A 1,406-nucleotide genomic window follows, 5' to 3' on the forward strand; every position below is an offset into this window, starting at 1 on the left:
AGCTGTCCTTCGCTTCTTGCAAACCAAGGGTGTTGATGAGAATGCCTTGGTTGGGGATAGACGCAGCAATCCCCTTGAGCTCAGCCAGCTTGCGGCTGGCGCTGGCCAGCTTCTTCAGAATGGGGGCGGTGTCAAAGCGTTCTGGCTGTAAAGCGGAAAGATTTTGCATCCCAAGGACATGTATAGAAAACTTAGATTTTTATACATAAGCTGCAGGACTTGTATAGAAAAGTGCAAATACTGCACATTTCAGCCCCCTGTGTGGTGAACATGCATAGCAAACAACGGATTTCTATACATGTGCACTGACGATGCTGTCGGTCATGTTCTCCGCCCAACCATGTCCAAGTGCTAACAGCTGCCGCTCAAAGTCCTCAGCAGAGCCCATCAAATCAATGGTCTTAAACCGCAGACGATGTCCTTGCATGTCCACATAGGCATCCACGGCCTCACCACAGTGCGGGTGCAACAACATGCCTTCACTGCACCAGCCTTGCCCCAAGGTCGTAGCTTCTTGCGTGCGCAAATAGGCATAGAGCTGGTACAGGTAGCCACTGCGCAGCATCTGCTCCTTGTACTGTGACGAAGTAAAGATGTGGGTGAACTTGGTATCAACCACCAGCTTGCGCTTGCTGGCAGGGTGTAGCAGCTCGATATCCGTCGTCATACCCGGCAAGTGGTCCCGTAGGCCTTCGGATAACTGCTCCACCGGCCAACTCAGCTTGCGCCCAGATAGCACCTGCCAGCCCAAGGGCTGGAGTTGAATTCGCAAAGCATTGCCTACCGCTTTTTCAAACAAGCGGCGCACCAAGTGCACATCAGCATCTGCCACCACGGCATGTGACTGGCCCATTTCCTCGCTGGGAATGAATGCCTCAAACACCATCTTGGCCAAGCTCACCATCAACAGGTCAGCGGTTTCATTGCGACTGACTTGGTCTGTTGCCATTTCTGCGCGCGAGGGCTTGTGGCTGGACACACCCATGCGGCCCAGCCATTGCGACAAGGACTTGCACTCATGCACCACCTCTGCCGTATCCAGCCTTGCGGCCAAGTGGTCCAGCGCAGCGCGCACCAAGCGGTTACGTGGCGTATCCAGTGTGTGCTCTTCAAAGCGGCAAGCCACACGGCCTTGCTCCAGCAACTGCCCCGATACCGTCGCCAGCACATCAATGCGCCCCCGCACGCGCGAGAGCACCGCATGTCTGTGCTGGTAACCACGGCTCAAATTGCGGCGTAGCCGCTGCTGGACCACCTTCGTCAGCAGCCTGGCCAGCAACTCTGGCAAATTGCGGGCGTTCTCTGCCTCTACCGTGGTGGAGTCTTTGAATTGCACCAAATCTGCCGCATACAAAAACAGCAGCCAGATATTGCGCAAAGGTATGGGGCTTGCCATGGCTGAATCG

Annotated in this window: 2 protein-coding genes; both read right to left on the minus strand. The window is 55.2% G+C overall.

Translation table 11 applies throughout. The annotated features are described in order from the left end of the window. The coding region (locus tag CA2_RS18785) for a Fic/DOC family N-terminal domain-containing protein (RefSeq protein ID WP_281176808.1) at positions 1 to 169 on the minus strand (169 nt) is incomplete at its 3' end. Between the two features lie 123 nt (positions 170 to 292). Further along, positions 293 to 1,406 (minus strand): 5-methylcytosine-specific restriction endonuclease system specificity protein McrC (gene mcrC, locus CA2_RS17025; protein WP_217997653.1); only part of this gene is annotated, 1,114 nt, incomplete at its 5' end.

The sequence above is a fragment of the Comamonas aquatica NBRC 14918 genome (assembly GCF_000739875.1).
Taxonomy (GTDB): Bacteria; Pseudomonadota; Gammaproteobacteria; order Burkholderiales; family Burkholderiaceae_C; genus Comamonas; species Comamonas aquatica.